Here is a 25943-nt window from a genome sequence, read left to right on the forward strand (position 1 = left end):
CCTTGCTCATCTTCGCCGACTGGGACTCTGTGCGCATCGCCAAAGCCGTAGAGTTCTTCGAACTGCTCGGCGGCGGCGGGAAGGTGGCTGGCAGCGAGAGAATGTCGGCGCAAGCCGCTTGGCGGTCATCCCGAACCAAACCCATTACGAGATTGTCGCCTCACCGCTGGTCAGTGACTTTGCTATCCCTTTCCTCGAAGGGTATGCCGACGAACACTAGGCGGATCGTATATGGGGCCGGAAGCGGACTGTCCGGTTCTGGCTGCCAAGGGCACCAATAGTAGCCGTAGGCGTGAGAGGACGGCAGTCCCTCCCCTTCTAGGCACTTCCGTGCGTTTCTTTGCTTCAGGACTAGGCCAATATCCTTCTCATGCTGATGTCGGGCATCCAGGTGAAGCGGCAAAGTAAGGGTCGAACGTCCGCTCAAAGGGCTTGCTATCCATTGATGCGTTGACTCTTGCGAAATTGCAGAGGGGACGTGTGCCGGTGGCGGCGGAAGCACTTGCATAGGTAGTTTCCGCTGGAAAAGCCGGTGAGGTCCGCAATCGTGGCTACAGTCATGTCGGTGGCGACCAGCAGCCTTTCCGCGCGGTCGAGCCGTTGTTGCAACACCCATTCGGATGGTGGCATGCCGAACGTGGCGGTGAACTGCCGCACGAAGTGCGCCCGGCTCATTTGCGCGACCGCTGCCAGTTGCTCCACCGGCAGTACGGATCCGACGTTCATCTCCACGTAGCGTGCTACGCGCTGCATGGCGGCGGGGAGGTCGGCCGTAGGCTGGTACTCGACGCCGAAGGCACAGTCATGAAGCGCTGCCATGGCGGCGTAAGCGGCAGCAGAGGCATCACCGCCACTTATGTCTGGTCTCCCAACCAGGGTCAGGCACGCCTCGGCAAGCCGATCGATGATTGCCGACGGCGGGGTGAGCACCGGACCGTGAGCCGCGATGACTTCCCGCGCAAGCCGCAAGGCCTCCCGACCATTGAGCACCATCCAGAAATACTCCCAATGGCCGCCCCGCTCCAGCCAGTACCTGTGCGCGTGCGGTAGGGTGAGCACCATGGTGTCGCCCGGCCGAAGACGGTGCCGCACTCCAGCAAAGTCCAGTCGCCCCAGACCGACCAACGTGTGCTGGATCACCACGAAGGGGGAACTCCCACGCTGCAGCCCGTCCCAGGAATAGACCTCGTTACGGCGCTGCTCGTAGCCGGCGCTGATCGCCATGCAGTGCAGCGGCACGGGCGATTTGCGCACGTTCAGCACGCGAATGTCATGGCCATGGTCAAGCAGACGGGAGAGCACAAAATCACCCTGGTTCGCACAAGCTTTCTCTATCACGGGAGGTGAGGCGCGAGCTAGTAAGGCCTCACTGCGCCAGATCCGGCGCAGCCGGGAGGACAGGATGTCATTCAAGGTTACAGTGATCGGCGCAGGCTCGATCGGCTTCACCAAGACGCTCATTTCGGACCTGCTGACCGTGCCGGAATTCGCCGATGTCGAATTCGCCCTGACGGACATCAATCCGCACAATCTGGACATGGTCCGTCAGGTGATCGAGACCATCGTGACGGTGAACAAGCTTCCGGCCAAGGTCACGGCCACCACCAATCGGCGGGACGCGATCGCCGGCGCGCGATATGTGATGTCCTGCGTGCGCGTCGGTGGGCTGGAGGCCTTCGCTATCGACGTCAACATCCCACTGAAATACGGGGTCGACCAGTGCGTCGGCGATACGTTGTGTGCCGGCGGCATCCTCTATGGCCAGCGCAACATTCCGGTGATCCTCGATTTCTGCAAGGACATACGCGAAGTCGCCGAACCGGGCGCGCTGTTCCTCAACTATGCCAACCCCATGGCGATGAACACCTGGGCAGCCGAGATGTATGGCGGGGTCAATGTCGTCGGGCTCTGCCACGGCGTGCAGCACGGTGCGCACCAGATTGCGCAAGTGCTGGGCGTGCGGGACGACGAACTCGACTATGTCTGCTCGGGCATCAACCACCAGACTTGGTACATCGATATTCGGGCCAAGGGGCGGAAGATCGAGGCGGACGAGCTGATCGCCGGGTTCGAGGCGCACCCGGTCTATTCCAGGACCGAGAAGGTGCGGATCGACGTGCTGAGGCGCTTCGGCGTCTATTCGACCGAAAGCAACGGACACCTGTCCGAATACCTGCCCTGGTATCGCAAGCGGCCCGAGGAGATCGGCCGCTGGATCGACATGAGCGACTGGATCCACGGGGAAACGGGCGGCTATCTCCGCTATTCGACCGAGCGGCGGAACTGGTTCGAGACCGACTTCCCGATGTTCAAGGAACAGGCTGCCAAGCCGCTTTCCGAGCACAAGCGGACGGGCGAGCATGCCAGCTACATCATCGAGGCGATGGAAACCGGGCGCCCCTATCGCGGCCACTTCAACCGGCGCAACAATGGCATCATCACCAACCTGCCCGACGACGCCATCATCGAGAGCCCCGGTTATGTCGACCGGTTCGGCATCAACATGATCGAGGGCGTCACGCTGCCGACGGCCTGCGCCGCGACCTGTACAGTGTCGATCGGCGTGCAGAGGCTATCGGTCGAGGCAGCAATGACGGGCGACATCAATACGCTGAAGCTGGCGGTGTTGCATGATCCGCTGGTGGGCGCCATTTGCACGCCCGATGAAGTATGGGCCATGGTGGACGAGATGGTGGTGGCGCAAGCCGAATGGCTGCCACAATATGCCGAGGCTGTACCGGCGGCCCGGGAGCGTCTGGCCAAATCGACGATCAAGACCCGCGACTGGGAAGGCGCTGCCCGCAAGCGCGTCCGCTCGGTGGAAGAACTGCGCGAGATGAGCGGCGCCCATCATTGATTGGAGGCTTCTGAGGAACCTGGCCCGCAGATGTGCAAGAGATGGCTGACTGCCCCGGCACTCGCGCGCCGGGGCGCTCCGATCAAGGGAGGCGCTGATCGGACTATGCTACCCTCTGCTTCCGCGGCCCACGCGCCCATTCGGGCAGCATGCTGCCATGCGCCTCGATGAGATCGTCGACCAGGTTCCAGATCTGATCGAGGTCGAGTTCGGCCGCCGTATGCGGGTCCATCATCGCGGCGTGATAGATGTGCTCGCGGTTTTCCTCGATTAGCGCCCGCACGGTCAGCTCCTGCACATTGATGTTGGTGCGGATGAGTGCCGTAAGCTGTGGCGGTAGGTCGCCGATGAAGGTGGGCTGCAAGCCGTTGTCATCGACAAGGCACGGCACTTCCACTGCCGCATTGAAAGGCAGCGAGGTGATGACGCCGTTGTTCTTTAGGTTCCCGTAGATCACCGACGGCTCGCCGGTCCACACCGAGTTGACGATGGAAGAAGCGTATTCCTTGGATTGTCTGACCTCGATCCGGTCAGCCATCTTGTAGTCTTCCGACGTCTGCTTCCACCGGGCGATCTGTTCGACACAACGCTTGGGGTACTCGTCGAGCGGGATGCCGAACTTTTCGATGAGGTCTTCGCGCCCTTCCTTGATGAAATATGGCGTGTATTCGGCGAAATGCTCGGAGCTTTCGGTCACGAAATAGCCCAGGCGCGTCATCATCTCGTAGCGCACCTTGTTGGGGCAGCGAGGGTTCCAGCCCGGCTTGGGCGCTCGCCCCTCGCGATAGGCGCGATGCAGTTCCGGATAAAGGTCCTTGTAGGTTCCGTCCGGCTGGCGATGCTCGAAGTTCAGGAAGAATGCCATGTGGTTGATGCCGGCCGAGCGGTAGCGGATTTCCTCGTAGGGAATGTCGAGATCGTGTGCGAGCTCATGCGCGGTGCCCTGCACCGAATGGCAGAGCCCGACCTGCTTGATCGTCGGATACTTCTCGGCGATGGCCCAAGTGTTGATGGCCATCGGATTGACGTATTGGAGCATGATGGCGTCCGGCGCCACCTGCAGCATATCCTCGCAGATGCTCCACAGATGCGGCACGGTGCGGATGCCGCGCATGATGCCGCCGACGCCGAGCGTATCGGCGATGGTCTGGCGCAGGTTGTATTTCCTTGGCACCTCGAAATCGACCACGGTGGAGGGTTCATAACCGCCGATCTGGAAGCACACGACGACGAAGTTGGTGCCGTCGAGTGCCTGGCGCTGGTTGGAATAGGTTTCGACCGTCGCCGGTACATCCAGGGTGGCGATGAGCTTTTTAGCGATGATCTCGCTTTCTTCCAGCCGCGTAGGGTTGATGTCCATCAGGCGGATCTGCGCGCCGGCCAAGGCCGGCCGCTGCAGAATGTCGCCGACGATGTTCTTCATGAACACCGACGAGCCTGCACCGATGAAGGTGATCTTGGGGTTTGCCATTGGATGCTCCGATTAGGCGGCTATCTCGAACGCGGCGCGCACGAGGCGGGCCGTGTATTCGGTCTGGGGATTGGTGAGGACATCGGCCACCGGCCCTTCTTCGACGATCTTGCCGCGTTGCATGACCATGACGCGGTGGCAGAGAGCGCGGACGACCTTGAGGTCGTGGCTGATGAAGAGATAGGAGAGGCCCTTTTCGTCCTGCAGTTTGCGCAGGAGGTCGATGATCTGGGCCTGTACCGACAGGTCCAGCGCCGAGGTCGGCTCGTCGAGCAGGATGAATTCGGGCTCGAGCGCAATGGCCCGCGCAATGGCGATGCGCTGGCGCTGGCCGCCGGAGAATTCGTGCGGGAAGCGCTGGAGAATGGTGTCGGGCATGCCGGCATCCCGCAGCGCCTGGCGCACGCGATCGACGCGCTCGCGGCTGTTGGCGCCGATGCCATTGACGATCAGACCTTCCTCGATGATCTGGCGAATGGACATGCGCGGATTGAGACTGGCGAAGGGGTCCTGGAAGACGATCTGCATGCGACTGCGCAGCGGCCGCATGGCGGCGCGGCTCTTGTCGTGGATCGGCTCGCCGTCGAACCAGATCTGGCCGCCCTGATTGTTGATGAGCCGGATCAGCGCCTGCCCGAACGTGGTCTTGCCCGAGCCCGACTCCCCCACGATGCCCAACGTCTCGTGGCGCATCAGCTTGATGTCGAGATTGTCCACCGCCTTGAGCTCGAAGAAGTCCGGCTTGAAAAAGCCCCCGCGCTTCAGCGTATAGGTGACCTTGACTTCCTTTCCCTCGAGCACCGCCTCATGGGCGCCCTCCTCCAGGGCCAGGGCGGTGCCCCGCGGCTCGGAGGCCAGCAAATGCCTGGTGTAGGGGTGCTGCGGATTGGCGAACAGCGCCTCGGTCGTGTTGTGCTCCTGCACCCGCCCGTTCTGCATCACATAGACATACTCGGAGAATTGCCGGACGATGGTCAGGTCATGGGTGATGAGGATCACCGCCATGCCGTACTTGTCCTTGAGGTCCTTGATGAGGTTGAGGATCTGGGCCTGCACCGTCACGTCGAGGGCCGTCGTCGGCTCGTCGGCGATCAGCACGTCGGGCCGGTTGGCGAGCGCCATGGCGATCATCACCCGCTGGCGCTGGCCGCCAGAGAGTTGGTGCGGATATTGCCGCAGCCGGGCGGCTGGCTCGGGTATCTGCACTTCCGCCAGCAGTTCCTCGGCGCGGGCCATGGCCTGCTTGCTGCTCATCTTGTTGTGCAGGTGCAGGATTTCGCAGACCTGCTGGCCGATCGTATAGACCGGATTGAGCGAACTCATCGGCTCCTGGAAGATCATGGCGATGTCGTTGCCGCGCAGCCGGCGCATCTCGCGGTCGCCCATGGCGACGATGTTCCTGCCGCTGAGCGTGATCTGCGTCTCGGGCAGGATGGTCGCCCGCTTGGTGAGAAGCTTCATCAGCGTGCGGGCGGTGACGGACTTGCCCGAGCCGGATTCGCCGACCAGCGCAATGGTTTCGCCCTTATGCAGCTGGAAGGAGACGTCGCGCACCGCGTTGACCACGCCGCCCTCGACCTTGAAGTTCACGCCGATATTGCGGGCGTCGAGGATCAGTTCGCGACCATGCAGGCCCAGGTCGTGGCGGGTGGCAGAAACAGGGGTGATAACGGTGTCGGTCATGGGCCTGGCTTCAATAGGGGTCGACAGCGTCGCGCAGCCCGTCACCCAACGCATTGAAGGCGAAGACGGTGATCAGCACGAAGACCACGGGTGAGAGAATCCAGGGATAGGAACCGATCACCGAGAAGGTGCCGGTATCCTGCAGCATCAGGCCCCAGGAGATCAGCGGCGGCTTCACCGCGAAGCCGAGGAATCCCAGGAAGCTCTCGAGCAGCACGACACTGGGAATGGCCAGCGACACCGCCACGATGATGTGACTCAGCACGTTGGGCAGGATGTGCCGGGTGATGATGCGGCCGTCGGTGGCGCCCACGGCAATGGCGGCACGCACATAGTCGATGCGCGCCAGTGACAGCGTCTTGGAGCGCACTTCGCGGCTCAGTTGCGCCCAGCCCAGCACCGCCATGACGAAGATGACGAAGCTGAGGAAGACGTTGGACGGTGCCGTCACCGGGATGAGCGAGGTCAGCGCCAGGTAGAGCGGCAGTTGCGGGAAGGCCAGGACGAAGTCGACGAAGCGCTGCACCCAGGCATCCAGCCGTCCGCCGATATAGCCGGAGGTGATGCCGACCAGCGTACCGACGAGCGTCGTCAGGGTCACCACGGCCAGCGCGATCATCAGGCTGATGCGCGAGCCGATGATGCCGCGCGAGAGAATATCGCGTCCGAATTTATCGGTGCCCAGGAGATGGATCGGCCGCCCGTCGACCGAACCAAAGAAGTGAATGTTGGACGGGATGAACCAGACGAACTTGTATTCGAAGCCCTCGACGAAGAAGCCGGTGGGTGTCGGGTTATCCCTGATCAGCCCAGTCAGCGGCTGGAAGGTGACCGGGTCGAATTCGCCGGTATCGCCGATGGGATAGACATAGGGAATGAGGCTGAATTTGCCCTGTGGGTCTTCGAAGGCGATCACATCCGGTGGCGCGAAGGGCAAGTGAGCAGCCTTTGGGTCCATGGGCGCGAAGAAGTCGGCGAAGACCGAGACGACCAGCATCAGGACGACCAGCACCAAGCCTACCATCCCCATAGGCGAGCGGCGAAACCGGCGCCAGACGAGGCTCGCATAGCCTTCGCTGCCATTGCCGAAGCGCACGTGGACGGGTGGCGCATCCGCCTCGGTAGCTGGGGTCGGCATGGGGCCGCCGGCCGGGTCTGTGGGAAGCGGGATTGACGAACGGGTATCGATATCGGTCATTCGCTGCCTCCGCCCAGGCGAACCCGGGGATCGAGCGCGACCAGCAGCATGTCGGAGATGATGTTGCCGACGATCAGGGTTGCCGCGAGCACGAGCATGAAGGTGGCCGTGACATAAACGTCGCCGACGCCCATGGAGCCGACGATGGCCGGGCCCACGGTGGCGAGGCCAAAGACGATGGCGACCTCGATCTCACCGGTAAGCATGTAGGGCAAGGCGACGCCCTGATAGGCGATGAGGGGATGAAGCGCATTGGGAACGGCATGCTTCATGATCACGGCACCTTCGGGCAGGCCCTTGGCGCGCGCCGTTTCCACATACTGGCTGTTGAGCACGTCCAGCAGGTTCCCGCGCATGACACGCATGTTGTAGGCGAGCCCGCCGAAGGTGGCGATGAACACGACCGGCCAGATGTGCTGGACGAGGTTGACGAACTTGTCCCAGCTCCAGGGGGCACCGCCATAGCGCGCCGAAAAGAACATGCCCACCTCGCTCACATTGAGGCGGAAGACGAGGATGTAGAGGATGATGATCGCCAGCAGGAACCGCGGAATGGTCATGCCGAGGAAGGAGAGGAAGCCCAGCGCGGTATCCACCCAGGAATATTGCCGGGTGGCGGCCAGGATACCGAGACCAATGCCCAGGCCCGAGGCGAGCAGGTGGCAGACCAGCGCCAGGGCGATGGTGGCGGGCAGGCGCTCGGCTACGACCTGGCCCACGGGCTTGTTGTAGAAGAAGGAATGGCCGAAATCAAAACGGGTGACGATGCCGGTGATCCAGCGGAAATACTGGGTGATCATCGGATCGTTGAGGCCATGGGCTTCGCGATAGATCTCGGCCTGTGCCTCGGCCACGTCAGGCGCGGCTCCGCCCTGGTTGATCAGCATGGAGCGGATGGTGTCGCCATAGTCGCCCGGTGGCGCCTGGATGATGGCAAAGGTCACCACGCTGAGCAGGAACAGCAGCGGAATGGCGCCCAGCACCCTCAGGATCAGAAATCGGAGCATGGCCGCAAGCCTCTCGAATAGGACGGGATCTTGTCACGATCACCGGGCGGCACCTCCCCTTGACGGGGGAGGTTAGGAGGAGGTGCTGGGAGGGAACCCAGCGTTCCAGTCGACACCCTCCCCCTCGGGGGAGGGATCAAGGGAGGGGGGAGACACACACACCGCGTGGTGCCTCCGCCCCCGCTCGGTCACGCACCTGGCAAGCGCCAGGTCCTGCACCTCTCGCAACAAGGGAGAGTGTGCAGACCGGCCTACACCGGCCCCGCGCCGCCCGGTTCGCCCGGAAGCGTCTCGGGATGGAGTTCGTAATCGCCCTGCCGGTCCTCGGGAACGAACACCCGCTCGCGGATGATGTTGTCCTCGGCCCAGTTGAACTGGAAGATCGGGGCGCCGGCGGGGATATTGGCGAAGCGCTTGTTGATGATCAGCGCGCCCGGATACTGGGTCAGCCCCACCGAATAGACATTCTCGGTGAACAGGCGCTGGTACTGCTTCATGAGCTCGGCGCGTTCCGCATTGTCGCTCGAGGCAATGAAGGCGTTGACGACATCCACCATCTCCTCCTCGAAGGGCAGCATGTCGACGGTGCCATCCGTACCCCCGCGGTGGAAGTAGCTGGTGCGCGGCCCGGTCGGGGCGAGTGACGAGGTGCCCTGCACGACCGCCACCATCTCGGTACCCTGCCGCCGGACATGCCAGTCGAACTGGCCTGCCTGCTGCATGTCGTCACGCGCCGTACCCGCCTGGAAGTTGGCGATGACGCGCAGCCCCAGGGGCTCCATCATGGCGATGACGCCTTCGGCCAGGTTGGTGTCGGTGCCATAGTCCGTGTTGGCCAGCAGCGTGATTTCGACGTCGCCGCCCCCATCGGGGAAGTTGCGGATGCCATTGCCGTCCGTATCGGTCAGCCCGATCCCGTCCAGCAGCGTTCCTGCCGCTTCCAGATTGTAGGGATAGTAGACCGTCGAGGCCTTGTCGTAATAGGCCGTGCCGGCATAGAGCCCGCCCGGATAGATGGCGGTGAACGGGCCGCGCACCAGCGATTCACCCAGGCGCTGCCGATCCAGAGCGATCGACACCGCCTTGCGGAAGTCGAGGTTCCGGTTGAGTTCACGCACCCTCTGCGCGCGCTCGTCCGGCTCGCCCCAGCCATTGCCGGAGAGGTTCATCTCCAGCGCATAGCCGATGGTGCGGGCGCCGAACTGGAGGCGCGCCGGAGCCGTTTCCTCGGCCGAGCGGCGCAGCGCCTCGACATAGCTTTCCGCCTGTTCGAGGTTGGAGAAATCGCCCGAGCCGGCCACCGCCTGCACGTCGCGATCCGCCCAGGTCGAGAGCCGGTAATGCATCTCGTCGAGATAGGGCAACTGGTTCCCGTTCTCGTCGACCTTCCAGTAGTAGGGGTTGCGGCGCATCACGATGATGTCGTCCGGCCGGTATTCCACCGGCACCCATGCCCCCATCACCGGGATGTTCATGTATTCGGGCGGGAAGGCATTCTTGTACTCGTCATAAGTGTTGTCGGCATTGTATTTGGGGTGCTCGGGCTTGAGGATATGGCTCGGCCCCGGGCAGAAGGTGCCATAGGCCATCGCATAGAGATATTGCGTGGGCCGGCTTTCCTTGAACGTCCACTTGATGGTGTAGGGGTCGATCGCCTCCAGCGTCGTACCCTCACCGAAGGTCTCTGGCGTCCCGCCATTGAGCGGGGAGACGTTGGGGTCCATGATGTGATCGTCCCAGTAGAACATCACGTCTTCGGCGTCGAACGGATCGCCGTCGGACCATTTCGCCCCTTCGATCAGGTGCATGGTCAACTCATGCCCGTCCTCGGACCATTCCCAGCTCTTGGCCAGATTCGGCAGCGGCTCCAGCTCGTCCGCCTTGATCATGAACAGCGGCCCTGTGCGGGTCAGGCACTCGGAGAGCCCGATATCGATGCCGCCCCAGCCCTGCGATTGCCCGCCGATATAATTCCAGCCTTCGGGCCGCCCGCCGATCACATGGCGCATGGTGTCGCCATAAACGCCGATCCCGTCGGGCATGTTGGCGGCCTTGTAGACCAGCGGCTCCTTGGGCAGTCGCTCGGCCACCGGAGGCAGCGTGCCGGCATCGACATATTTGGACGTGACCCAGCCCGGCTCGTGATATTCGGGCAGCGCCCTGTACTCGAGAATATCGCTCACCGACACGAAGATCGGCTCGCTCTGGGCGGTAAATTCCGGCGGATCGGGCAGCTCGCCCGTTAGTTCCTGCGCCGGAATGGCCAGCATGGAAACGGACAGCAAAAGTCCTGCCCCGCTAAGGGCATAAATAGGTTTTTTCAACAGAACCTCCCTTCGCAACGGGACAGCGTCGTGCCGCGAGCCAGTCACTCCCGCTGGCTCTGGGGATCCCGTGCACGATGAGAGCCTACGACTTGCCTGCGTCGAAGCAATCCGGAATGATAGAGACTTATTCCGGATTTCTCAGATTATGCCGACGATCGTGATGAGCAATGCTCTCTCCTCGCGCCCTCGCGAAAAGGCGCCTCGACCCATGCCGCGCTCGGATCGGAGTTTCTATGCGTCCGGTAAAGCCTTCGGGCGCTTCGGCATTCGCGCCTTCGCGCCGCAATTGATGCCGGCGCCGCACAGCCACGGGCACATCGAGTTCAACTGGCTGACCCAAGGGAGCATGGACTATGCCTTCGACGGCGGCCGGGTCTCGGTGGAAGCGGGGCAACTCGTCGCCTTCTGGGCAGGTATTCCACACCAGACGGTGGGCTTGCGGTGCACCGCCGAAGCCAGGCAGCTCAATATCTATCTGCCGATGGACGCATTTCTGGAAATGCCGCAACTGGGGCGTCTCACCGAAACCTTGATGGGCGGCGGTGTCATCCAGCTCTCACCGGAATGCGGCGGCCTCGACATGCTGGAGCGCTGGTACGCCGACTATCGCAGCGGCAATTCCCTTCGCGCAGACCTGGTCCGCACGGAGATCGGCACCATGTTCCGTCGCGCCGCTATCACCGGTTGGGAAACGCTGCTCCCCGCCTGGCTCGAAAAGACCGGCGCTCGCACTCGCACCGCCACGCCTGTGCGCTATGTCGTTCGCATGGTCCGCCATATCGTAGAGAACATCGCCGATCCGCTTTCGTCAGCGGATATCGCGCGGGTCGTGGGGCTGCATCCCAACTATGCGGCGGACGTTTTTTCCCGCGTCATGCATATCTCGATTCAGAAGTTCGTTCTCCGGATACGCCTTATCCGCGCCCGCAGCCTGCTGTTCGACAGCAACCTGACCGTCGCCAATGTTGCGTTTCAGGCGGGATTCTCGAGCCAGAGCCAGTTCTACGAGCACTTCAGGCGAGCCTATGGAATGACGCCCAATCAGCTTCGGAGGGATACGATTAGCTGAAGGGCAGCCGCAGCGCGCAGCGCGCAGCGACGCTTTGCAAATCTTGTGGTGCCCCAAGGGCATTGGTCCTTGTATCCGAACGACATGTCGCGGACCAAGGCAACGCTCATTCTGCCGGTTTAGTGTTCCAGGCGTCCCCTTTGTCGTCCATGTCTGTTTCAGACCAACTGCTTCACCTCGACCGACTGGGCCGAGGCGGGGCTGAGTGGGACAGAAGTCCCACGCGGCCAGTGTTCGCGCCGCCGATCAGAATGTCGGAAGGGCGACGTATTTCGGCTCGAGGTATTCCATGATGCCATGGACGCCGCCCTCGCGGCCGAGACCGCTCTGTTTGACGCCGCCGAAGGGTGCCGCGGGATCCGATACAAGGCCACGGTTGAGCCCGATCATGCCGGCCTCCACTTGCTCGGCTACCCGCAGCCCGCGGTTCATGTCGCGTGTATAGACGTAAGCGGCGAGCCCGTACTCGGTGTCGTTGGCCATCGCGATGGCCTCGTCGTCGCGGCTGAAGCGATAGAGCGGCGCAACCGGCCCGAAGATCTCCTCGCGGGCCATCTTTGCCTGGGCGGACACGTCGGCCAGCACCGTGGGCGGATAGAAGAATCCGGGCCCCTCGACTCGCTTGCCGCCGAGGAGAATGCGGGCGCCCTGTTCCACCGCGTTGGCGACGAGCAGCTCGATCTTGTCGACAGCCTTGCGGGTGATCATCGGCCCGCAATTGGTCGCCGGATCGGTCCCTGCCCCAAGCTTTAGCGCGCCCATGCGCTCGGTGAGCCCCTTGGCGAAGCTGTCGTAGATGCCGTCCTGCACCAGGAACCGGTTGGCAGCCGTGCAGGCCTCGCCGGCGTTGCGCATCTTGGCGACCATGGCGCCGTCGAGAGCAGCATCGAGATCGGCATCGTCGAAGACGACGAAGGGTGCGTTGCCGCCGAGCTCCATGGAGGAACTGATGACGTTCTTGGCCGCTTCGGCGAGCAGTGTGCGTCCCACACCAGTGGAGCCGGTGAAGGACAGCTTGCGCACGCGCGGGTCACGCAACATGGCTGAAGTCATCGGGCCCGCTTGGCGGGTGGTCAGGACGTTGACCACGCCCGCCGGTACCCCTGCCTCGGCAAACAGCTCGGCCAGCGCATAGGCGGTCAGCGGAGTCTCTGTGGCCGGCTTCAGGATGACGGTACAACCCGCCGCCAAGGCAGGCGCGATCTTGCGCGTGGCCATGGCGGCGGGGAAGTTCCACGGCGTGATCAGCACGGCAATGCCGATCGGCTCATGATCGACAAGGATGCGGTTGGTGCCTGCCGGAGCGAGGCGGAAGTCACCGCCGATCCGCACCGCTTCTTCAGAATACCAGCGGAAGAACTCCGCCGCGTAGGCAACCTCCCCGCGCGCATCACTCAGCGCCTTGCCGTTCTCCAGCGAGATCAGCATGGTGAGTTCATCGATGCGGCTCATCATTAAGTCGTAGCAGCGACGGAGGATTTCGGCGCGTCGGCGCGGAGGCGTGTTGCGCCAGCCGCGCGCCGCGGCATGCGCGGCATCGACTGCCCGCGCGGCGTCAGCTTCATTGGCATCGGCCACCTCGGCCAGCACGGCCTCGGTCGAAGGATTCACCACCGGAATGCCCCCGCCGGGAATCCACTCGCCGCCAATGAACAGGCCCTTGGCGTAGCGGGCGCAATCCAGCGTGGTGGTCATGACGATTTTCCTCTTCAAACTCAGGGGACTAGGTCCAGGTGTCCGTCATAGGCGGCCCGGAGCAGGCGATCCATGCTGGCGGCGTCGAACGGTCGCGGGTTGTTGTCGATCAGCCGGCCAATGGTCAGCGCCTGCTCGCCCGTCCAGGCGAGCCGCTCTTCCGGCAGGCCAAGCTTACGCAGATCCGGCGCGATGCCGATCCGATCGAACAAGGATTTCACTGCGTGAACAGCAGCATCAGCAAGGGAAGCGTCGTCCGGACCGGTCTCGCCCATTTCGCGAGCGATGCTGGCAAGCTCAGGCGTGATGTTCGGCCGATTGTAGGCCATCACATAGGGCAGCATGCAGGCAACTCCCAGACCGTGGGCGGTGTGAGTGATGGTGCCGATGGGGTACTGTATCGCATGAGCGGCAGCAGTGCCGGCCGTGCCGAAGGCGGCGCCGGCCGCCAGCGCGCCCATCATGACGTCAGACCGCGCCTCTAGGGAATTCCCATCCGTGACAGCGCGCTCGAGGCTGCGGGCCAGCTTGCCGATGGCCAGCAGCGCGAAATGGTCGGTGATGGCACTCTTGCCGACAAAGACCCGCTCCTGTGCCAGCGCCGGCGTGGCCTCCCGCGTGCGAGCAGTAAAGGCTTCGATCGCGTGCGTTAGGGCGTCCGCGCCGGTGATGGCGGTGAGGCTTGGAGGACAGGTCAGCGTCAGCTCCGGGTCGCAGATCGCCGCCGAGGGGATCAAATGGGGGCTGGAGATGCCGACCTTCATGGTGCGGTCGGGATCGGACAGCACGGCCACAGGCGTGACCTCCGAGCCTGTGCCGGCCGTAGTGGGAACGGCGATCACCGGCAGGATCGGGCCGGGCACCTTGCCTTCGCCATAGTACTGGTCCGGCGTGCCGCCGTGACGGAGCAGCAAGGCAACCGTCTTGGCAAGGTCGAGGCAACTGCCGCCGCCGATGCCGACGACGAGGTCCGGCGCAAAACTCCGGGCGCGCTCGGCGGCATGAGCACAGGAGTCGCGTGGCACGTCCGGCAGCACCTCGCTGTCGACCTGCACTCCGAGGCCAGCTTGCCGCAGGTGCTGCAGCATCTCTTCAAACACGGGCTCGGCTGCGAGACGGGCGTCGGTGCACACCAGCGCGCGCGCTCCCAGCCTGGCGGCGACCTCGCCCAGGACGTGTCGCTGGCCGGCGCCGAAGAGGATTTCGCGCGGCAGGCGGAGGGCTGCAAACAGGCTCATGACTGGATGTCCTTGGAAAGGCGGCTTTGTAGGTCTCGCCAGAGCTGGTCTGGAATCTCGATGCCGCCCTGGAGGGCCGCCTCACGGCGTGCGCGTGCACCGTCGCCAGGGACCGTTACCGGTCGGCTGGGATCGGCCGGACGGCTGGATCGAAGCGCATCAAGGTAGGCCGAGATGCGCTCGGCGAGTTCAGGGGCGCCGTTGGGCTCGATGACGATGAAGACATCGCCCTTGTTCGCCTTGTGCTCTGCATCGAGTGTGCCACGCACGTCGGGCGCAAAGGGGGATCCTGCCAGGGCCCCGACAAGCAACTCGAAGGCAAGGCCGAGGGCGTAGCCCTTGGCGCCGCCGAACGGTGCGATGGCGCCGCTTTTTGCTTGGATGGCATCGGTAGTCGGGTCCCCGTTCGCGTCGAGAGCCCAGCCTTGCGGAATGGTGGCGCCACGCAGCGCATGGTCATGGATCTTGCCCATGGACACGACGCTGGTCGCGAGGTCGAGTACGAACGGTGCGCCGGCAGTGGGAACGGCAACGGCAATGGGGTTGGTCCCCAGCATGGCCCTGGTGCCGCCGTGCGGATGGACCAGCGCCTCACTGGTGGAAAGAGCGATGCCGACCGACCCGGCTGCGGCGATCCGCTCCACATAGCCCGCCAGCATGCCGAGATGATTGGCGTTGCGCACGGCGGCCACGGCAACACCCGTTTGGCCGACACGGGAGAGCAGCGCGTCGATGGCACGCGTCGCGACCACGGGGCCGAGCCCTGCATTTCCGTCGACCTCGAGCAATCCGGCCTTGCGCCAGGACTGCGCGCCAGTGGCGGCTGGATCGGCGAGGCCGCGCTCGATGCGGTTCAGCAGTCGCGGCAAGCGCTGCAGGCCATGGGACGGATGGCCGCGCAACTCCCCTTCGAGCAAAACGTCTGCCTGCAGCGTCGCATGCGCTACGGGTGCCCCTGCCCGCTCCAGCAAGGTCCGTGCAAGCGCCCGCGCTTCTTCCGCGGCGATCCTCATTCCACCGTCTCCACCGGATGGCCCGCCGGAGCCTCCGGAGGATGCCAGTGCCGCAGCTTCGACGTGCCGCCAATACCGGGATTGAAGGTGTTCGTGGGATCGAGCGAGCGGTAGAAATCCTTTAGGGCGGGCTTGGCCTCGTAGAGGTGCCCGACATTGTGCTCCGCCGGATATTCGGCACCGCGGAGGTCCAACAGGCGGAGCAGTTCCTGCTCAATGGCGTGGCAGTCCTCGCCCTTTCGGACAAGATATTCCTGGTGCATCACGTGACAGAGGAAGTGCCCGCAATACATGGTGGTTTCGAAGCGCGCCTGCAGGTCTGCCGGCAGGGTCTCGAACCAGGCCAGCGTGTTGCGTGGCAAAGCGACGTCCAGCGCGACGATGTCTTCGACGTCGCGTGGATGGACGTCGCGGTAGCGAACCACGGCGCCTCCGACCACGAACCGGTTGAGATAGGCGTCCGCTCCCTCCCGCGCCGTGCATTCGAAGAAGTCTCCGACCGCAGTGGGGAAGCGCCTTGCCAGGTATTCGCGAGCCTCGGCCACCCCCTCGCCGCCCATCTTGAGCAGCAAGTGGTGCGCATAGCGATCCCGGAACGCGTTCAGGCGCGCCGGCAGGTGCTCAGGGAACAGCCGCGCGAAGAACTGCAGCAGACGGTCACTGACATGCCCGCCGAGGCCGGTGCTTTCGGTCACGCCGTCAAACCAGCTCTTGGCTGCATAGGCCTTCGGCACATTGTCGGTGCCGAACGCTCGGATGAACAGGAAAAGGTCCTTGCCGTAACGGTGTGCCAGATCATAGGCCCCGCGATGCATGTATTCTCCGGCAATCGGCAGGTTACGGAAGCCACCAAGCACGTCGCGGCGGATCTCGGCCAGTTCAGCAGGATCATTGCTGCCGATGTAGAAGACGGTGACGTCCTTGTCGGCAGGGAAGGTGTCGAGGCGCAGCGCGAACACCGCAACTTTGCCCGCGGATCCGGAAGCTTCGTAGTGACGGCGCGGGTCGGCGTTGAACCGGGCCGGGGTCGGGGCGTCGATGTCGCGGATATGGTCGGAATAGGCGCGGTCCGAGGCCCAAAGGTTGCCGTCGCTGCGCACATCCTCGGGCCGGTATCGCTGGCCGTCGAGGCGCGCCAGGATTTCTTCCGGGTTGCTGCCGAGTTCGATGCCGAGATGATTGACGAGGTGCAGGCGTCCGACGGCGTCCACCTGGGCAAAAAGGGCCATCTGCGTAAAGGCCGGCCCTCGGCGCACCAGGGAGCCACCGGAATTGTTGCACACGCCGCCGGTGACGGAAGCGCCGATGCAGGATGACCCAATGACGGAGTGCGGCTCGCGGCCGATGGCGCGGAGACGTTTCTCCAGCTTGTCCAACGTGGCGCCGGGCAGGCAGACCACCTGCTCCCCTGCCCCCAGCAGATCGATGCGATCGATCCTCAGCGTGTTGATGATGACGATGGGCCGATCGTAGCCCTCACCGGCCGGCGTAGAGCCGCCGGTGAGACCCGTATTCGCCGCTTGGCAGATAACGATGACGTCGTTAGCAACGCACGCCTGGAGGACGCGCCATTGCTCCAGAAGGGTGCCGGGCCGCACCACAGCAAGCACCTTGCCCTCGCCAAAACGGTACCCCTTGCGGTAGCGCCGCGTCTGTCGGTCACCGACGAGTACGTGGCGTTCGCCGACCACGTCCTGCATTCTTTTGAGCAAGGAGTGCATTTGGATCCAGAAGGTTGAGCAGGCGCCGGTAACGCCTGCTCATGACCTTTACCAAGGACGCTCTTCGAGCTCGACCGTCTTGTCGAAGGGCATGCCCAGCTTTTCGTAGAACGCACGACGCATGCGGCGGTCCTTGTCCTGGACGCGCCAGGCGCGCTTTGCGACCTCTTCAGCATCCTCCTGCGGAATGACGACGATGCCGTCGTCATCGGCAATCACGCCGTCGCCGGGCCGGACATACACACCGCCGCAGGTGATCGGCTTGTTGACGGAAGCGAGTTCAAGGCGGCCGGCCATGTGGCGCATGGAGCGGACAGAGCAGAACACAGGGTCCTTCTGCATGATGCACTCGCCGGAGTCACGGCAGGCGCCGTCGATGACAAAGCCTACCGAGCCCTTCACGCGCGCGTCGAGGAGGTTGTTCGAGCCGAGCAGCCCGCAGCGCGACTGCTTGGTGTCGATCACGTGCACTTCGTCCGGGGCGCCGAAGCTGTGGCCCGCTGGCCAGAGGGCGTCGGGATGCGTGGTCCGGTCGGGGTTACGCTTGTACTGACGGTCGTCGAACTCGTCATAGCTCATCGCCGGAATGTGGCGATTGATGATGTTGAACTCGGCCGTGGTGGCGATGCCAGCGAAGAACACGCCCGGAAACAGCGGCCGCAGACGCGGGTCCATCTCGTAGGTGTTCATGTAGCCCATGGAGTCGAGCGCGTCGGTGACGTCAGAGGTACGTACCTTGCGAAGGATCGCGAGGGTATCAGAGTTGATGGCCATTACTTGATTCCTGTTGGCGTTGATGGGTGGTGGTGATCGGAGCCGCGACCGTTCAGTCGCGGATGGCTTCGCCGGTGTCCCCGTCGAAAAAGTGCATGCGCTCGGTGTCGAGCAGCACCGTGGCGGTGTCGCCGAGCCGAACCTGGCTCTTGTTGGTGAAACGGGCCACACAGCGTGACTTGTTGGCGTCAGCCTTGATCTCGTCGAGGCTGTCAGAGCTGCGCACTTCCGCTGCTTCAGCATCGATGCCGAGGTGAACGATGACGTCCGAACCCAAGGCTTCGACCAGGTCCACCTTGGAGGTGACGGTGTTGGCCGCATCCGCCTGCGGCAGGGTGGACGCGTCGGCGATGTCTTCCGGACGAATGCCGACGATCAGCCGCTTGCCGGCATAGCGGGAGAGCCCGCGGTGCTGCGCCGCTGTGCTCGCCGGCACCTTCAACAGATGACTGCCGAGCCGAACGCCGAGGCTGTCCCCCTGCCCTTCCAGTGTCGCCCAGTACATGTTCATGGTGGGCGAACCGATGAAGGCAGCGACGAAAGTGTTGCGTGGCCTGTTGTAGATGTTGGCCGGCGTATCCACCTGCTGCAGCACCCCATCCTTGAGGATGGCGACGCGGTGACCCATGGTCATGGCTTCGACCTGGTCATGCGTCACATAGATCGTGGTGACGCCGAGCCGATGCTGGAGTGAGGCGATTTCCGCACGCATCTGCACACGGAGCTTGGCGTCGAGATTGGACAGCGGCTCGTCCATCAAGAACACAGCCGGCTGCCGCACGATCGCACGGCCCATGGCCACGCGCTGACGCTGACCGCCCGAAAGGTGGCCGGGGCGACGCTTGAGATAAGCCTCGAGCTCAAGGACGCGCGCGGCCTCCTGAACCCGCCGGTCGATCTCGGCCTTGGGAAGCTTCGCGATCTGCAGAGGGAAGGCGATGTTGTCGTAGACGCTCATGTGCGGATAGAGCGCGTAGGACTGGAACACCATGGCGATGTCACGATCCTTGGGATGCACGTCGTTGACAAAGTCGTCGCCGATCCACACGGCGCCGTCGCTGATCTCCTCGAGCCCGGCGATCATGCGCAAGGCCGTGGATTTGCCGCATCCGGAGGGACCGACGAGCACGAGGAACTCGCCATCCTCGATGTCGAGCGACACGCCGTTCACGGCCTTGAGCTGACCGCCGGCATAGGTCTTGGTCAGGTTCTGAAGGGTTACGCTGGCCATAGGAGTCTCCGACCGGTCACTTGAAGCCTTGGGTAGCGATGCCCTTGGTGAGCAGTCGCTGCGAAGCCAGGAAGAAGCCGAGCACCGGTCCGATCGAGACGAGCACCATCGCGAACAGGCCACCAAAGGAGGAGGCACCACCGCTCGGGTCGAGGAACAGGCGCAACGCCACCGGCACGGTCATGCGATTGGTGTCGGTGAGGTAGATCAGCTGGCTGAAAAAGTCGTTGTAGGTGTTGATGAAGGTGAACACGGCCGTGGTGGCAAGCGCCGGCATCGACAAGGGCAGGATGATGCGCCAGTAGCGCTGCCAGTACGACGCACCGTCCACCACTGCCGCCTGTTCCAGCTCCGCCGGCAGGGTGCGCATGAACTGCACCATGAGGAAGATGAAGAAGGCGTCGTGGGCGAGGAACTTGGGCACCACCAGCGGCAGGATGGTGTTCACCCAGCCGATGTTGAGGAAGAAGATGTACTGCGGAATCAACTGCACATGGATGGGCAGCATCATGGTGCCCAGCATGATCGCGAACAGTATCCATTTGCCCCGGAACTCCAGGCGGGCGAACGCATAGGCCGCCATGGAGCAGGCCAGCAGATTGCCCACGATCGACAGCGCGCAGAGCACGAACGAGTTGATGTAGAACTGGGTGAAGGTCAGATTGCCGTAGAGCTGCCAGCCGCGCTGGAAGTTCTCGAGCGTCCAGTTGGTGGGGATGAACCCCATGTCGCCGAAGATCTCGGCTTCCGGCCGCAAGGCGCTGAACACCATCCAGATCACCGGATAGAGCATGATGCCGAGCAGCGTGATCAGCAGGGCATGGAGGCCGAGGCCCTTGAGCCGCTTAAGGTTGGCGCGGCGGCGCTTTTCGGCGCGGAGGAGTTCGGGATCGTAGGTCTTAGCGGTCGCCATAGAACACCCAATAGCGAGAGGACCAGAACAGCAGCGCGGTGGCGAGGCCGATGGCGATCAGCAGGATCCAGGCCATCGCCGAGGCGTACCCCATCTGCATCTGCTGGAAGGCCTGCTGGTAGAGATAGAGCGAGTACAGCAGCGTCGCGTCGACGGGTCCGCCGCGGCCGTTGGACACCACGAAGGCCTGCGTGAAGGCCTGGAAGGAGCCGATCAACTGAAGCACGGTGTTGAAGAAGATCACCGGCGTCAGCAGCGGCAGGGTGATGCGCCGGAAGCGCTGCCAGGCATTGGCCCCGTCGATGGAGGCGGCCTCGTAGTAGGATTCCGGGATTTGCCGCAGCGCCGCGAGGAAGATCACCATCGAGGCACCGAAGGTCCACACGTTGAGCGTGATGACGGTCGGCAGCGCGAAGGTCGGGTTGTTGATCCACCCGCGGCCCGCAATGCCGAACCAACCGAGGATCTCGTTGACCACGCCGCGCTCGCCGAACACCTCTTTCCAGAGCAGGCCGATACCCACGCTCGCGCCGATCAGCGATGGCACGTAGAATAGCGAGCGGTAGATCGCGAGCCCACGTAGACCCCGGTTGAGGGCGACGGCGATGGTCAGGGCAAACAGCAGCACCAGCGGCACCGAGAACCCCACATATTTCAGGGTCACCCAGATCGAGGTGATGAAGCGTCGGTCAGCCGTGAACAGGCGGATGTAGTTGTCGAGGCCAACCCACGTCGGCCACCCGATCACCGCGTAGTTGGTGAAGCTGAGATAAAGAGAGGCCAGCATCGGAAGGGCCGTGATCAGCACGATGCCGGTGATCCACGGCAGCAGAAACAGGTAGGCAGCCCGGTTGTCGGCTTTCTTGAGAGCGGAACCGGTGCGCTTTTCGGGCACCACGCGTGCCGGTCGCCCCGGCTCGGAAGCCGTCAGGACGGGATTGTTGGGTGAATCCAGTGTGCTCATCAGAAGTCCCATCTCGCGGCTGCGCTCAAGGTGCCAACGGGGCGGTAAGGGCACCGCCCCGTGGCCGCGGGGCACATGCGGACGTCTCGACGCCCGCATGGCGTAGGCAGAAGCTTATCTCGGCGCCGCCTGGTCGAGCTGCTGCTGAAGCTCGGCAATGAGCTGGTCTGCGCCGTCCTCGACGCTGAGCTGGCCGAAGGCCACGGCGTCATAGGTGCGGTTCAGCACGTCGGTCATGGCCTGGTAGCCGCCCGCGGGCCAAATCACCGGCTTCGCGTCGTCGACGACCTGCTGGTACAGCTCGATGTGGCGGACCTGGGTCGGCTGCGTCTCTGGGTCGGCTGCCTGGGCAGCAGCGAGTTCCGGAATGGCAACGACGCCGTTGTCCGACTGGTAGATCGCTGCGGCTTCCGGATTCTGGGTCCAGAAGTTGATCCATGCGGTCGTTGCCGGCAGCTGCTCGGCCGTGCAGTTAGCGCCGATGGCGATGCCGTTCGAACCCAGGTCCATGCCGATGGTGCCATCAGGACCGGTCGGGTACGGCCGGGTATTGATGGTGGTACCAGGGCTCACGGTGTCCACCACCGTCTGAACCGAGCCGAGCTGGTTCGGCGGACGGTTCGTGGCATAGCCGCGGGCATTCGCAAGATTGGATTCTTCGACGAGAGCGCTGTTCTCGCTGATCATCTCTTCCGGAGATTCCGTCACGCCTTCGTTGCGCAAGGTCTCCCAGTAGTTGAACCAGGCGATAGCGATATCGCGCGAGAAGGCGACCTTGGATCCGTCGAAGACCTTTTCGCCATGGGACTGCACCCACGGAACGAAAGCGTCTGGTTCACGGCCCATGTTGTGGGTGGCCACTGCCCCGTCCGACAGCGTCGCCTGCACGGCACGGAGGTGATCGGCGTACTCATCCCAAGTATAGGGCCACTCCAGCGGCTCGACACCCGCAGCGATCGCGTCCTCGAGCATCTGCTCGTTGTACATGAGCGCGAAATAGAACACGCCATGCGGGATCATGTAGAGATTGCCGTCGGCACCCCGGGCACCGCTCATCACCGACTCCGGAATGCCGGTGACGTCCAGCGTGCCGTCAGCCACGAGATCATCGAGCGGCATCAGGATGTCGGGTCGTGCGTAGGTTGCCAGCCACCGGGTCTGCATGGTGATGGCGCAGGGCTGGTTATTGCCCGTCGACTGAATGGTCAGGCGTTCCCAATAGGGCGCGAAGTCGGCGTTTTCACGCGCGATTGTCACACCGGGATTCTGCTCCTCAAAGAGCTGGATGATCCGGTCAGTCTTGTCGTTGCGGACCTGGCCGCCCCACCAGCTGAACCGAATGTCGCCGGTCAGGTCCTGAGCAGCGACAGGCAGGCTGGTAGCGGTGACGCTGAGAGCCAGCGTAATGGCCGTGCCAGCGAGGAAGAGTCGACGGGTGGCGCCGGCCCTCACGGAATTAGTCATGGCTTCCTCCTTGTTGCAATCGTCGTCACGGCTGTGCACCGGCGCCGACTTCTGTGATGTGGCGAGCGTTCATCACTCGCTATTCTCCCCCATCACCATCGCTAGTCTTGTATGCAAGGTAGGCAAGTGTCAATCGCAGAATGTATGCAGAGACACCGTTTTTTAACGGGAAGGATCCGGGCTCAAGATCAGGATGACAGTCGCTAAATCAAGGGGTTACGAGGGACATGCGTGCAGGAAGGACAGCCTATCAGGTGGCAGAGCGGCGTTGTCCCGCTCTACCATCCAGACCTGTTTGCATACAGAACGAGCTAGGAAACCAGCCCGTCGGGACGCTTCATGAACCAGTCCCAGCGTGAAACGGTGAGATCGGCGAATACCCGCTCCACCCAGTAGGGGTCTGCACGGGCAAACGCCTCCGCCGCTTCCTGGCTGGCCGCGCGCATGATGATCATGCTGCCGATCGGCTCGCCGGCGGCGTCCAGGTACGGACCGGCAAGCACCAGATCGTCGCCGAGCGCGCTGTAATACGCCCGGTGAGCGGCGCGGTGCTTGAGCCTCGCTTCGATGCCGTTGGGCTGGTCGCGGCCACTCACGATGAACAGCATGCTCGTCAGTCCCTCTGGTACAGCCGCGACACGGAAGCGCTGTCGGCCATGTCGTTGCCCTTGGCGAACTCGCCGTAGCGGGTCACCGCCAGTTCGATCATCGGCATGTCGAGGTCGAGTTCGCCCAGGAACTTGTGGACCGACTTCAGGTCCTTGTTCACCTGGCGTGCGTAGGAGCGCGGCGGATCGAAATCATCGTTCATCATCTGCGTGTAGATGCGCTGCAGGATCGAGCTGTCGGCCAGCCCGCCCTTGAGGCACACCGGCAGCAGCTTCGGGTCGATCCCCGCCGCCTTCGCAGTGGCGAGCAATTCCGCCATCAGGATGTAGTTCACCCCGACGATCGCCTGGTTCAGCACCTTCGTCTTCTGGCCCGATCCGAGCGGCCCCATATAGGTAACATTGGATCCGATATCGCGCAGTAGCGTCTCGGTGCGCTTGAACACAGCCTCGTCGCCGCCCACCATCAGGGCAAGATTGCCTTCCCGCGCCGGCTGCGGACCACCCGACATCGGCGCGTCGAGCCAATCGGCGCCCGTCTTGTCCTTGAAGCGCTCGGCAATATCGACGGTCGCGCTGGGCGAGGACGTCGACAGGTCGATGACGAGCTTCGCCCTACCCTGCCCTGCGGCAAAGCCGTTGTCGCCAAGAGCCACATCCTCGAGCGCATCGTCGCCGAGCACGCAGACTAGGGCGATGTCGCATGTTTCCCACAGCTCGGCCGGGCTCTCCGCCCACGCGACGCCTTCATCCTTAACGCGATCATAGTACTCGCGCTCCAGGTTCCAGGCGGTGACCTTGTACCCGCGCGAAGCGAGGTTGAGAGCGACAGGCGCCCCCATGATGCCAAGACCGACAATGCCTATCGCGGGTTTGTCGCTCATGAGCGTTCCTCCAGATCGATGCGGTAGATGCGTGCGGCGTTGCCGAGGAACAGCTTCTCCTGCTCCGCAGCCGGCAGATCGGAGACGATCTCCGCAAACCCGGAGAAGATGGTGCGATAGTCTCCGACAAGGCTATCGACGGGAAAGTTCGAAGCGAACATGCAGCGGTCGATCCCGAAGATGTCGATCGTGTCCAGAACCACGCCGCGATTGGCATCCGCTGACCAGCGCTGGCCCCGCTGCCCAAGTCCAGAAATCTTCACGGCGGCATTGCTGTTCCTGGCCAGGATGCGCATCGCCTCGCGCCAGCCGGCGAGCCCCTCATCGGAGCGGTCGGCCGGAAGGCCGGTGTGATTCAGGATCAGTTGCGTCTCGGGAAAGGCCTGAACCAGGTCAGCCGCTTCCGCCAGGTGCCACCATGGCGTCTGCAGGTCGAAGGACAGGCCGTTCGGCGCTAATAGTGCATAGCCGCGACGCCAGGCAGGGTCGCCCATCGAGCCGGGCGCCCCCTTCATCACATCCGTGGGCGCAGCAGCAGCCTTTGGCTTGTGCCGGATGCCGCGCACGAACGAGGTTCGCCCGTGCCCAGCAAGAACGTCGGGCGCATCTGCGCGGTCGAGCCACGCCTGCGCCACCATCACACTCGGAAGCCCGGAGGTGTCGCGAACCCCGGCGACCCAGGCGACTTCGCCCGCAGGGTCCTCGGGATTCCATTCCGTTTCGATGAACACGCTGCCGACCAACTCGAACTCCGCCGCGTCGGCCCGAAGGTCCTCCGGCATGTAGTTGCGCTTGATGGCGTCGTAGTTGCCGTAGCGGAAGTTCACGGGCTTGTCGGCCAGCCAAGGCAGATAGTTGGCCGACAAGTCCCAGAAGTGCTGGTGAGCGTCGAGGATACGCACCGGACCGCGCCTGGATCAGGCTTCGAGTTCGGCGTAGTAGCGATCGAGCGCGTCGGTATCGACGGTCTCGTCGTGAGCACGCCCGAGAGCATCGTAACGACCGCGGCGCGCCTTCATGTCGGCGGCAAGGACCGCCTTGGCATGGAGCGCGACTTCACGTGCGATCTCGATCGGTACGACCACGAGCCCATCATCGTCACAGCCGACGATGTCACCCGGACGAACCTGGGCACCGCCGATGCCGATGGTGGTGTTGAGTTCGACCACCTCAATGCGACCCGGAATGATGGTGCGGCCACGCTCGCGGCAGACCATCGGGGTCTTCTGCATGGTGACTTCGCCAGTGTCGCGGCAATAGCCGTTGGTGACGATGCCGACAGCACCCGCCGCCTGCAGGGCCAGCACGTTTTCCGAGCCGAAGAAGCCGACTTCACCGGAGCTACCGGTATCGGTGACCACCACCGATCCCTCCTTCACGAGGTCGGTGAGACCACGGCCTTTGTGGCCGTGCTTGTTAAACCAGATGCCGTGAGCGCCGACGATCTCTTCAGTCGTGTCGAGCTTCCACATCGGCTTGTTGGCCGGGACGCAGCGCTGCGTCACCGCCGGGCCCCAGAACTTCATGCCGAGCCAGAGCGGCCGGATTTCCTGCGAAACGAGTCCGATGTTGAAATAACCAAGCCCATCCATCGCGTCCACGACGTCGACGACGCGCAGCGGCTGGAAATACTTGCGGATCTTGTAGGGATCCACGGCGCGACCCTGAGAATCCGTAAAGCTCGCTTCTGACATGCAATCTCACTCCCAAATGCACTCCGGTCCACAGTGGCCGCGTGCTCGTTATTGGGCGCATTCTTGTATGCAAGATCGGGGGGTGTCAACACCCGCAGAAGGGCAAGCGCTGCAAAAAATTCGTCATTCGCC

21 protein-coding genes are annotated in these 25943 nt (G+C 63.4%); 2 read left to right on the top strand and 19 right to left on the bottom strand.

Annotation, left to right across the window (positions count from 1 at the left end; genetic code table 11):
• Positions 1–435 precede the first annotated feature (435 nt).
• Positions 436–1449 (bottom strand): AraC family transcriptional regulator, encoded by a 1014-nt coding sequence (locus ACFSX5_RS00270; RefSeq protein WP_386830670.1) that lies wholly within the window; start codon positions 1447–1449, stop codon positions 436–438.
• Here ACFSX5_RS00270 and melA (ACFSX5_RS00275) point away from each other — a divergent pair.
• Positions 1403–2857: an alpha-glucosidase/alpha-galactosidase gene (melA, locus tag ACFSX5_RS00275; protein ID WP_386830672.1), complete on the top strand. Its 1455-nt coding sequence runs from the start codon at positions 1403–1405 to the stop codon at positions 2855–2857. The two genes, ACFSX5_RS00270 and melA (ACFSX5_RS00275), sit on opposite strands and share 47 nt — an antisense overlap.
• 103 nt (positions 2858–2960) lie before the next feature.
• Here melA (ACFSX5_RS00275) and melA (ACFSX5_RS00280) read toward each other — a convergent pair whose 3' ends face one another.
• From melA (ACFSX5_RS00280) to ACFSX5_RS00300, 5 genes are all read right to left on the bottom strand, one after another.
• Positions 2961–4328 carry an alpha-glucosidase/alpha-galactosidase gene (gene melA / locus ACFSX5_RS00280; RefSeq protein ID WP_386830674.1) on the bottom strand — a complete coding sequence of 456 codons (1368 nt, stop codon included), beginning with the start codon at positions 4326–4328 and terminating at the stop codon, positions 2961–2963.
• Between the two features lie 12 nt (positions 4329–4340).
• A complete protein-coding gene (locus ACFSX5_RS00285) occupies positions 4341–6011 on the bottom strand; it encodes an ABC transporter ATP-binding protein (RefSeq protein WP_386830676.1) in 1671 nt (556 codons plus the stop codon).
• A 10-nt stretch (positions 6012–6021) separates the two neighbouring features.
• Positions 6022–7149 carry an ABC transporter permease gene (locus ACFSX5_RS00290; RefSeq protein ID WP_386835535.1) on the bottom strand — a complete coding sequence of 376 codons (1128 nt, stop codon included), beginning with the start codon at positions 7147–7149 and terminating at the stop codon, positions 6022–6024.
• Positions 7150–7205: 56 nt separating this feature from the next.
• On the bottom strand, positions 7206–8216 hold the full coding sequence (locus tag ACFSX5_RS00295) for an ABC transporter permease (RefSeq protein WP_386830678.1): 1011 nt from the start codon (positions 8214–8216) through the stop codon (positions 7206–7208).
• 251 nt (positions 8217–8467) lie between these two features.
• Positions 8468–10486 carry an ABC transporter substrate-binding protein gene (locus ACFSX5_RS00300; protein ID WP_386835536.1) on the bottom strand — a complete coding sequence of 673 codons (2019 nt, stop codon included), beginning with the start codon at positions 10484–10486 and terminating at the stop codon, positions 8468–8470.
• Positions 10487–10610: 124 nt separating this feature from the next.
• Here ACFSX5_RS00300 and ACFSX5_RS00305 point away from each other — a divergent pair, with 124 nt between their 5' ends.
• Entirely contained in the window at positions 10611–11612 is a 1002-nt protein-coding gene (locus tag ACFSX5_RS00305) for a helix-turn-helix domain-containing protein (RefSeq protein ID WP_386830679.1), read from the top strand.
• 246 nt (positions 11613–11858) lie between these two features.
• Here ACFSX5_RS00305 and ACFSX5_RS00310 read toward each other — a convergent pair whose 3' ends face one another.
• From ACFSX5_RS00310 to ACFSX5_RS00370, 13 genes are all read right to left on the bottom strand, one after another.
• Positions 11859–13307: an NAD-dependent succinate-semialdehyde dehydrogenase gene (locus tag ACFSX5_RS00310; protein WP_386830681.1), complete on the bottom strand. Its 1449-nt coding sequence runs from the start codon at positions 13305–13307 to the stop codon at positions 11859–11861.
• A 20-nt stretch (positions 13308–13327) separates the two neighbouring features.
• On the bottom strand, positions 13328–14545 hold the full coding sequence (locus tag ACFSX5_RS00315) for an iron-containing alcohol dehydrogenase (protein WP_386830683.1): 1218 nt from the start codon (positions 14543–14545) through the stop codon (positions 13328–13330).
• Entirely contained in the window at positions 14542–15558 is a 1017-nt protein-coding gene (locus ACFSX5_RS00320; protein ID WP_386830685.1) for an Ldh family oxidoreductase, read from the bottom strand. Before ACFSX5_RS00320 ends, ACFSX5_RS00315 begins: the two co-directional genes overlap by 4 nt.
• On the bottom strand, positions 15555–17279 hold the full coding sequence (gene dld / locus ACFSX5_RS00325; protein WP_386830687.1) for a D-lactate dehydrogenase: 1725 nt from the start codon (positions 17277–17279) through the stop codon (positions 15555–15557). Before dld ends, ACFSX5_RS00320 begins: the two co-directional genes overlap by 4 nt.
• Positions 17280–17327: 48 nt before the next feature.
• On the bottom strand, positions 17328–18053 hold the full coding sequence (locus tag ACFSX5_RS00330) for an RraA family protein (protein ID WP_386830689.1): 726 nt from the start codon (positions 18051–18053) through the stop codon (positions 17328–17330).
• A gap of 52 nt (positions 18054–18105) precedes the next feature.
• A complete protein-coding gene (locus ACFSX5_RS00335; RefSeq protein ID WP_386830691.1) occupies positions 18106–19284 on the bottom strand; it encodes an ABC transporter ATP-binding protein in 1179 nt (392 codons plus the stop codon).
• Positions 19285–19300: 16 nt separating this feature from the next.
• Positions 19301–20197: a carbohydrate ABC transporter permease gene (locus ACFSX5_RS00340; RefSeq protein ID WP_386830693.1), complete on the bottom strand. Its 897-nt coding sequence runs from the start codon at positions 20195–20197 to the stop codon at positions 19301–19303.
• Positions 20184–21161: a carbohydrate ABC transporter permease gene (locus ACFSX5_RS00345; protein ID WP_386830695.1), complete on the bottom strand. Its 978-nt coding sequence runs from the start codon at positions 21159–21161 to the stop codon at positions 20184–20186. Before ACFSX5_RS00345 ends, ACFSX5_RS00340 begins: the two co-directional genes overlap by 14 nt.
• A 114-nt stretch (positions 21162–21275) precedes the next feature.
• Complete coding sequence (locus ACFSX5_RS00350) at positions 21276–22625, bottom strand: ABC transporter substrate-binding protein (RefSeq protein WP_386830697.1); 1350 nt, start codon at positions 22623–22625, stop codon at positions 21276–21278.
• A gap of 311 nt (positions 22626–22936) precedes the next feature.
• On the bottom strand, positions 22937–23233 hold the full coding sequence (locus tag ACFSX5_RS00355) for a YciI family protein (protein ID WP_386830699.1): 297 nt from the start codon (positions 23231–23233) through the stop codon (positions 22937–22939).
• A 5-nt stretch (positions 23234–23238) separates the two neighbouring features.
• Positions 23239–24117, bottom strand: coding sequence for an NAD(P)-dependent oxidoreductase (locus ACFSX5_RS00360; RefSeq protein WP_386830701.1), 879 nt, complete (start codon positions 24115–24117; stop codon positions 23239–23241).
• Positions 24114–25019 (bottom strand): amidohydrolase family protein, encoded by a 906-nt coding sequence (locus ACFSX5_RS00365; RefSeq protein ID WP_386830703.1) that lies wholly within the window; start codon positions 25017–25019, stop codon positions 24114–24116. Before ACFSX5_RS00365 ends, ACFSX5_RS00360 begins: the two co-directional genes overlap by 4 nt.
• Positions 25020–25034: 15 nt before the next feature.
• The gene (locus ACFSX5_RS00370; protein WP_386830705.1) at positions 25035–25772 is read right to left on the bottom strand and encodes an RraA family protein; all 738 of its coding nucleotides are present in this window, start codon (positions 25770–25772) and stop codon (positions 25035–25037) included.
• Positions 25773–25943: the final 171 nt, after the last annotated feature.

Source organism: Devosia albogilva (assembly GCF_042685625.1).
GTDB classification, from domain to species: Bacteria; Pseudomonadota; Alphaproteobacteria; order Rhizobiales; family Devosiaceae; genus Devosia; species Devosia albogilva.